This is a genomic window from Pseudomonas sp. HMWF021 (genome assembly GCF_003061005.1).
GTDB lineage: Bacteria > Pseudomonadota > Gammaproteobacteria > Pseudomonadales > Pseudomonadaceae > Aquipseudomonas.
This window is the reverse complement of sequence record NZ_QAIK01000076.1, coordinates 1-8,921: the sequence shown is the minus strand read 5'-3', so window position 1 is coordinate 8,921 and position 8,921 is coordinate 1. Positions and strand designations below refer to the sequence as shown.

General features: G+C 60.5%; 5 protein-coding genes. All 5 read left to right on the top strand.

The annotated features are described in order from the left end of the window. The coding region (locus tag DBR18_RS10555; RefSeq protein WP_177482366.1) for a glucosaminidase domain-containing protein at positions 1 to 421 on the top strand (421 nt) is incomplete at its 5' end. Between the two features lie 22 nt (positions 422 to 443). After that, on the top strand, positions 444 to 2,489 hold the full coding sequence (flgK, locus tag DBR18_RS10550; RefSeq protein ID WP_108590274.1) for a flagellar hook-associated protein FlgK: 2,046 nt from the start codon (positions 444 to 446) through the stop codon (positions 2,487 to 2,489). Between the two features lie 13 nt (positions 2,490 to 2,502). Then, positions 2,503 to 4,074, top strand: a complete 1,572-nt coding sequence (locus tag DBR18_RS10545) for a flagellar hook-associated protein 3 (protein WP_108590273.1) — start codon at positions 2,503 to 2,505, stop codon at positions 4,072 to 4,074. Positions 4,075 to 4,182: 108 nt separating this feature from the next. After that, the gene (locus DBR18_RS10540) at positions 4,183 to 7,779 is read left to right on the top strand and encodes a glycosyltransferase (protein ID WP_108590272.1); all 3,597 of its coding nucleotides are present in this window, start codon (positions 4,183 to 4,185) and stop codon (positions 7,777 to 7,779) included. Positions 7,780 to 8,006: 227 nt separating this feature from the next. Next, positions 8,007 to 8,921: calcium-binding protein (locus DBR18_RS10535; protein WP_371921086.1), on the top strand; the 915-nt coding region annotated here is incomplete at its 3' end.

Genomic DNA, 8,921 nt, shown 5'->3' with positions numbered 1-8,921 from the left:
TTATCTGGTGGCGCAAGCCGCGCTGGAAACCGGCTGGGGCAAATCGGTCATGCGCGCCCAGGATGGCAGCAGCAGCCACAACCTGTTCGGCATCAAGGCCAGCAGCAACTGGACCGGTGATTCGGCCCGGGCGATCACCAGCGAGTTCCGTAACGGGCAGATGGTCAAGGAGACGGCGCAGTTCCGTTCCTATGCCTCGTACAAGGACAGCTTCCACGATCTGGTGACTTTGCTGCAGACCAACAATCGCTATCAAGATGTCGTGAAATCGGCCGATAACCCAGAACAGTTTGTGCGCGAGTTGCAAAAGGCCGGTTACGCAACCGACCCGAACTACGCGACCAAGATTTCGCAGATAGCCAAGCAGATGAACAGTTTCGAAAACTACGCTGCGGCCGGCGTTTCAACGACGCCTCTATAAAACATACGGTAAGGTTTGAATCATGAGTTTGCTCAATATCGGGATGTCGGGGTTGGCCGCGAGTTCTTCCTCTCTGGCGACGACAGGTAACAACATTGCCAACGTCGACACCGCCGGTTATTCACGCCAGCAAACCGTGCAGGGCACCAAAGCCTCGCAGCAGATCGGCAATGTCTTCATCGGTACGGGCACCACCCTGGCCGACGTGCGCCGCGTGTACAACTCGTACCTTGAGAACCAACTGCACACCGCCACCTCGCTCAACAGCGAAGCGGCTGCGTACGGCGCCCAGGCAACGGCACTGGACGGATCGCTGTCCGACACCAACACCGGCCTTACCGGCGTGCTGCAAAAGTTCTTTACCTCGATGCAGGGCGTGGCGACTTCGGCGACCGACGACACTTCCCGTCAGTCGGTGCTGACCGGTGCGCAGGCCCTGACCAGCCGTTTCAATGCGCTGGCCAAACAGCTGAACGACCAGAACACCACAATCAACGGCAACCTTGCGGACATGGCGTCGCAAGTGAACAAGCTGGCTACTTCCATTGCCACTCTCAACCAGAAGATCGGTGAGATTTCCACCAGCGGCGGCCAGCCGAACGACCTGCTCGACACCCGTAACGAAGCGGTTCGCCAGCTCTCCGAGCTGACCGGTGCACAGGTCGTTGAACGTGGCACCAGTTTCGACGTGTATATCGGCACCGGCCAACCGCTGGTGATCGGCAACACCACCAACACCCTGAGCACCGTCCCGAGCAAGGACGACCCTACGCGCATGGCCATTCAGATGGACCGTGGCTCAAGCGTCATCGACATCACGTCGGCCATGAGCGGCGGCGAAATCGGTGGCCTGCTGACCTATCGCAAGGAAGTGCTCGATCCATCGCTCAATGAGCTGGGCCGTGTCGCGCTGGTAGTGGCCGACCAGGTCAACAGCCAGCAAGCCCAGGGCATCGACAAGAACGGTGATTTCGGCGCGGCGATCTTCAACAACATCAACAGTGCCGCGCTGATGAGTCAGCGCAGCATTGCGCAGTCTGGCAATAGCGCGGGCTCGGGCAACCTCGATGTCACCATCAAGGACACCGGCAAGCTGACCACCAACGATTATCAGGTCACCTTCACCAGCGCCACCAACTATTCGGTCAAGCGTTCCGATGGCACCGACATGGGCTCGTTCAGCACCACGACCACGCCACCGCCGGTGATCGATGGCTTCACTCTGGCGCTCAACGGCGGCGCGCTGAGCGCCGGTGACACCTTCAAGGTGACCCCGACCCGTAACGCGGCCAGCTCCATTCAGACCGTGCTGACCGACCCGAAGAAAATCGCGGCCGCCGGCCCGTTGACTGGCGTGGCCAGTGCCAATAATTCCGGCACTTACACCCAGCCGACGCTGACCGATACGGTCGATATCTACAACCCGGCGTCCCAGGCCGAGCTGCAGAACGCGCTCAAATACTCGACACCGGTCAAACTGGTGTTCGGTGCAGTCGCCAGCGGCAGCCAGTCGTACAACATGGTCGACGCCAAGGGCAACACCATCGGCTCCGGCACCATCGTGCCGGGGCAGGCCAATACCCTGAACCTGAAGATCGGCATGGTCGATTCCACCGGTGCGCCGGTGATGGACACCAGCGTCACGCCGAACGTGCAAAAGACCTTCACGGTGCAGACGACCGTGGGCGCTACACCGAAGTCCGGCGAGACTTTCACGATCAACCTGACCGGCGCAGCCTCCTCGGACAACCGTAACGCGCAAGCGCTGGTCGGCCTGCAGACCAAGCAGACCGTGGACACTGGCACCGGGAGCAAGGGCATCAGTCTGACCGACGCCTATAACAAGCTGGTGACCAATGTCGGCACCAAGGCAGCCCAGAGCAAGTCTGACAACGACGCCACTTCGGCGATCCTCGATCAGGCCAAGGGCGCGCGGGATTCGTTGTCTCAGGTCAACCTCGATGAGGAAACCGGCAACCTGGTCAAATATCAGCAGTACTACACAGCCTCTTCGCAGATCATCAAAGCTGCGCAGGAAACCTTCGCCACGCTGATCAACAGTCTTTAAGGAGCCGTAATTCATGCGCATTTCCACCGCCCAGTATTACGCGACGCAAGCTGCTCAATATCAGCGCAACTACAGCAAGACTGTCGCGACCGCCAACGAAGCGAGCAGCCTGCAACGCATCAACACCGCTGCCGACGATCCGATCGGCGCCGGTCGCCTGCTCAAACTGGGTCAGCAGAGCGCCATGCTCGACCAGTATCAGGGCAACATCGACACCACCAAGAGCGCGCTGACCGTGCAGGAGTCCACTCTGAACTCCATCACTACAGCTTTGCAGCGCGCCAAGGAAATCGGCCTGGCGGCCAACAACGGTATCGCCACCGACGATAACCGCAAGGCGTACGCCGCGGAGCTGAGCCAGATCCAGCAACAAGTGCTGGGCCTGATGAACTCCAAGGACGCCAACGGCAACTATCTGTTCTCCGGTTCCAAGACCGATACCGCGCCGTACTCGCAAAACGTCGACGGCACCTACACCTACAACGGCGATCAGACCCAGATCAACCTGGGCATTGGCGACGGCTTGTCGGTCGCGACCAACACCACCGGTTGGGACGCTTTCCAGCAGACCATCAATACCAGCCGCACCCAGACCACCATGACCGCTCCGGCGGTGGATGACGGTCGCGTGGTGTTGACCAACGGTACGGTCGGAACAGCTGCGACGTACAACGCCAAGTTCGCTGGCGGTCAGCCGTACACTGTCAGCTTTGTCAGCAGCACCCAGTTGAAGATCACTGATGCCCTGGGCAATGACGTAACGTCCGAGGCCAGCCAGAACGGCCTGATCAGCAACAGCAACGGTGCCAACCAGACCGTCAGCTTCCGTGGCGTCGACATGAAGCTGAACATCAACCTCAAGGCCGGCGACACCAACCCGGACGCCGTTATCGCCGGTCACACCTTCCAGCTGGCAGCCACGCCTGACTCATTCACCACGGCACGCAGCCCGGGTAACCCGTCGACTGCAGTCATAACCGGCTCCGGCGTGACCGACCAGGCAGCCTATAGCGCGGCCTTCCCGTCGGGCGGCGGTGCAGTGCTGAAGTTCACCAGCGCCACCGACTTCGATCTGTATGCGGCACCTGTTACCGCCGACAGCAAGCCGGTATCGTCGGGCACCATGGTTGGCGGCAATGCCACGGCCGCCGGTGTGACTTTCGCCATTGGCGGTACGCCAGGTGCGGGCGATCAGTTCTCGATCCAGTCCAACAACCACCAGACCCAGAACGTGCTCGACACCCTGGGCCAGATGGTTACGGCGCTGAACCTGCCGGTCGATGGTGATCCGGCGGTCAAGCAGCAATTCCAGGGCGCCATGGAGTCGGCTCTGGGCAACATCGACAGTGCGTCCAACCAGATTGGTGCTGCTGTGACTTCGATCGGTGCGCGCGGGCAGTCACTGGATGAGCAGGACACGACCAACCAGAGCCTGATCCAGGCCAATACCGCCACCCAGGGTTCGATCCGTGATTCGGATCCGGCCGAGGTGATGACCCGCCTGACTCTGCAGCAGACCATGCTGCAAGCCTCGCAATTGGCCTTCAGCAAGATCAGTCAGTTGGGTCTGTTCAACAAGATCTGACCCTCGACGGGCGCGTGAGCGCCCGTTTGCCCTGTCCCTCAGTCATGTTTTTTAGCGGTATCAAGGGCTCGCTGTTCCGAGCGGGCTCGCACCGCCTGTGAGCCCGCCGTGAATTCACTTCCGCTTGTCAGCCTCGTCATTCCCGCCTTCAACCCGCGTTTTTTCGAACGGGCATTGCTCAGTGCCGTGAGCCAGGGCTATGGCAATCTCGAAATCATTGTTTGCGATGACAGTCGTGGTGACGAAATCGAAACCATTGTCGCCTCGGTGAGCGAGAGCAGCGGCGTGGCGGTGCGCTATGTACGCAACCCCCGCACGCTGGGGCTGGTCGGCAACCTGCACGCCTGTCTCGAGCAGGCTCAGGGTGAGTTCATCAAATTCCTGTGCGATGACGACCAGTTGTTCGGCATCTGCGTTGAGCGCCAGGCACAAACGCTCATCGATCAGCAGGATGTCAATCTGGTCCTGGCCCAACGCCTGTTCTGGGATGCAGACGACCGGCCGCTGCCATCACGCCTGCAAAATACTCCGCTGTCTCCGACCTGCGGACTGTTCAAGGGTGAAGATCTGCTGGCGATTTTCGAAAACTTCCCGGTCAACATCCTGGGCGGTTTCAGCAATGCCCTGTTTCGCCGCAGCGACGTACTGGAGCTGCTGCCTGCGCTGACCCAGCCCGGGCATTGCTTTGTCGCCAGTCTGGACTTCGCCCTGTATGTCTGCCTGCTGCGCCGTGGCAACGTGGTGGTGTCGAACCATGTCATGAGTGTCGAGCGCCTGTACCCGGAGCGCTTGAGCGGTCAGCAGGCCATGCGTGATGCGATCGAGGTTGAGCGACAATGGCTCACGCAAATGCTCAAGGCGCGCAGTGGCGAATCGGCACCGGCTCCGGGCTGGGTGCGTCACGTTCCGATGACCAAGGCTGCTGAGTTGCCGCGCGTCTGGGAAGAGCTGCCGCTGAGCCGGACACTGGGCACCAAGCAGACCACCCAGGACTGGCACGTGGGCATCTCCAGTGTCAGTTTCGCCGAGCTTTATGCGCAGTGGCTCCAATGCCGCAGCCTGACCGAGGGGCAGCGCGAGTTGCTGCCGGATACGCTGGCAGCGTGGCCGCGCACGCCGAAAATCGTACCGCTGATCATTGACGAGCAGGGCAGCCGCTCGGCGCTCGACCTGACCTTGCAATCGCTCTCTGCCCAGGAGTATTTGCCTGAGCTGACCATCGTATTGTCAGCGTCCTGCACCAAGGCACAGCTGGACGAGCGCGTGGTGCGCATGCCGCTGCAGGAAAACTGGCAGCAGCAAATCAACGATCTGCTCCCGCAACTGGAGGGTGCCGACTGGTTCTACCTGCTGCGGGCCGGCGATCGGCTGGTGGTGCCAGCGCTGCTGGTGATGGCCGAGCGCATTGCGATGTCGCGCACCTTGACGTGCCTGTACAGCGATGAAGGGGGCTTGTCCCTGGGCGAGTCGACCGAGCCGGTTTTCAAGCCGGATTTCAACCTTGATCTGATGCGCAGCTATCCCTACGTTGGCAGGGCACTGGCGTTCGAGCGCGAGCGCTTCCTGGCCCTTGGAGGTTTCGACGCGTCGTTTGGCGAACTGGCGCCTCACGATGTGCTGTTGCGTATGGTCGAGGATGACGGCACGCAGGTAATCGGGCACATCGCCGAGGTGCTGCTAGAGGCGGCGTTTGATCTGGCCACTTGGCTGTCCGGGCCGCAAATGGCCGAGAGCAATGCGCAGTTGGTCAGCGCACACCTGGATCGTCTGGGTATCGCGCATGACATCCGCCGGGGCGCATCGACGCTGCTCAATCGGATCGACTATCACCACGCCCGCCAGCCACGGGTGACGATTGTCATCGTCAGCAAGGATCAGACGGCGGCGGTGCAACGCTGCGTCGAGAGCCTGCTGGAGAAAACCGCCAACGCCGAGTACGAGCTGCTGTTGGTGGACAACGGCAGCGAAAGCGCCGAGGCGCAGGCCTGGTTCGATGGCATGGCGCAATTGGGCAGCGAGCGGATTCGCGTATTGAACTGTCCGCAGCAGGACAACCTGGCTGCGGTGCGCAATGCTGCGGTAGGTCAGGCCAGTGGCGAGTATGTCCTGCTGCTCAACCCGTATGCCGTGATCACCCACAGCGACTGGCTGACGGAAATGCTCAATCATGCACAGCGTCCGGAAGTGGCAGTGGTGGGCGCCAAACTGTTCAACCCCGATGGCCGGATAGTGCATTGCGGACTGATCCTGGGCTTGCAAGGGCCGGCCGGTGTGCCGTTTTTTGGTGAGTCGCTGCAGGCCACGGGTTACATGTATCGCCTGTTGGTGGCTCATGATCTGAGCGCAGTCGGCAGTGATTGCCTGTTGGTGCGCAAAGCGGTTTTCGAGGCGGTCGGTGGTCTCGACGAGCAGGAACTGGCGCAATCGCTGAATGAAGTGGACCTGTGCCTGCGTATCGGGCAGCAAGGTTATCTGGTGGTCTGGACGCCTTATGCCCAACTGGCATTGGGCGAGCAGCCGGCCAGCCCGCCGAAGGAGGGGGAAGAGGCGCAGATCAGCCTGGAACAGGAAACGTTCTACAAGCGCTGGCTGCCGATTGTTGCGCGGGATCCGGCCTACAACAAAAACCTGTCGCTGAACGGGCTGGGCGGCTCGAGCTTCAGTCTCGATCCGGGCCTGCGTACCGGCTGGAGCCCGTTTTCCCAGCCGCAATTGCCGAAGATTCTTGCACTGCCGGTCAATGCCTCCGCCATCGGTCACTACCGCGTGACGCAGCCTTTGATCGAACTGGAAGCTGCGGGACGCGCGCTGGGACGCATTCACTACAACCTGCCGACCATCATTGAAGTCGAGCGCCAGTCTCCGGACGTGATCATCTTGCAGGGGCGTTACGCCGAAGCACCGATCAACGAAATCCCGGGCCTGCAAAAGTACTCCAGTGCGCGGCGGATTTATGAACTCGATGACTACGTCATCGATGTGCCTCACCGCAACGCCCACATCCGCAATATGCCGAACAAGGACGAAATGGAAAAGCTGGTGCGCCGGGCGATCGCCATGTGCGACCGGGTTGTGGTGTCCACTGCGCCGCTGGGCAATGCGCTGTCGAGCATGCACAACGACATCCGGGTCGTCCCGAACATGCTGTCCAGGCACATGTGGTGCGACTTGCGCGCCCAGCGCCGGACCTCGAAAAAGCCGCGGGTAGGCTGGGGTGGCGGCACCAGTCACCACGGCGACCTCGCCGTGATCGCCGATGTGGTTCGTGAACTGGCCAATGAAGTCGACTGGGTGTTTTTCGGCATGTGTCCGGATGATCTGCGTCCGTATATGCACGAATTCCACGGTGTCATCGGGCTGGACGTGTATCCGGCGAAACTGGCGAGCCTCAATCTGGATCTGGCCCTCGCGCCGCTGGAATTCCATATCTTCAACGACTGCAAGAGCAATCTGCGGTTGCTGGAGTACGGCGCCTGCGGCTACCCGGTGATCTGCACCGACACCGAGGCCTATCGCGGCTACCTGCCGTGTACGCGAATCAAGACCAACACGACCGATGAGTGGCTGCAGGCGATCCGCATGCACCTGGCTGATCCTGATGCCAGCTACCGCATGGGTGACGAGTTACGTGAGGTGGTGCTGCGCGATTACGTACTGCGCGGCGATAACCTGCGCTACTGGGAAAATGGCTGGCTGGCGGACTGACAGCTTCACGCGATCCCGCACCAACAAAACAGGCGACTTTCGAGTCGCCTGTTTTTTTTCTGAAATTCGTCTTTGCATCAAACTCGATACAAATTTTGTCTGCAGGCTCAAGACATCCTCATTTCCTGTCGATATCAACACATTCGCAAGAGTTTAAGCGGTCGCGGCGGTGAAGTCTGAGCGCCTGGCGAGCCGGTACTGGTTCTTAACAAGGCAAGGAAGAAGTAATGGCGGTAATTAACGGGACAAACGGCGCGGATACGCTGAACGGTACCAGTGACGATGACCAGATCAATGGTCTGGATGGCAACGACCTGATCAAAGGCAGTGCCGGTGCGGACAAGATCGACGGTGGGGCCAGCGTCGGCTGGGACACCGTGGATTACTCGGCGTCTGCCGAAGCGGTCAACGTCGAAATTCGTCCGGGCACCTCTTCAGTGGCGACTGGCGGTGATGCACAGGGCGACACCCTGACCAACATCGATAAAGTCATCGGTTCGGCGTTCAACGATACCTTCACTGCGGCGGCTATCAGCTACGCGACCTTCGAAGGTGGCGCCGGTGACGACATCTACTACGTCAATGGTGGCGGCGTGACGGCCATCGAGCAGGTCGGTGGCGGTAACGATGAGGTGCGGGTCACCTACAAGGAACACACCCTGGCGGCGAACATCGAGCGCATGACCTTTACCGGTACGGGTGCTTTCAGCGGTAAAGGCAATGACATCGACAACATCATCACCGGTGGCGCGGGTAACGACACGCTGCAGGGCGGTGGCGGTGCCGATCAGTTCTTCGGTGGCGCGGGCATGGACATCGTGTCCTATGACGACAGCGCCGTGGGTGTGAGCATCAACCTGAAAACCGGGATCAACTCGGGGATTGGTGCGGGTGACGTCTACAACAGCATCGAAGGGATCACCGGCTCGAAATTCAACGATACGTTTTTCGCCGACAGCCGCGCGATTGCGTTTGACGGTGGGGCCGGCACCGGCTGGGACACCGTGGATTACTCGGCGTCTGCCGAAGCGGTCAACGTCGAAATTCGTCCGGGCACCTCTTCAGTGGCGACTGGCGGTGATGCACAGGGCGACACCCTGACCAACATCGATAAAGTCATCGGTTCGGCGTTCAACGATACC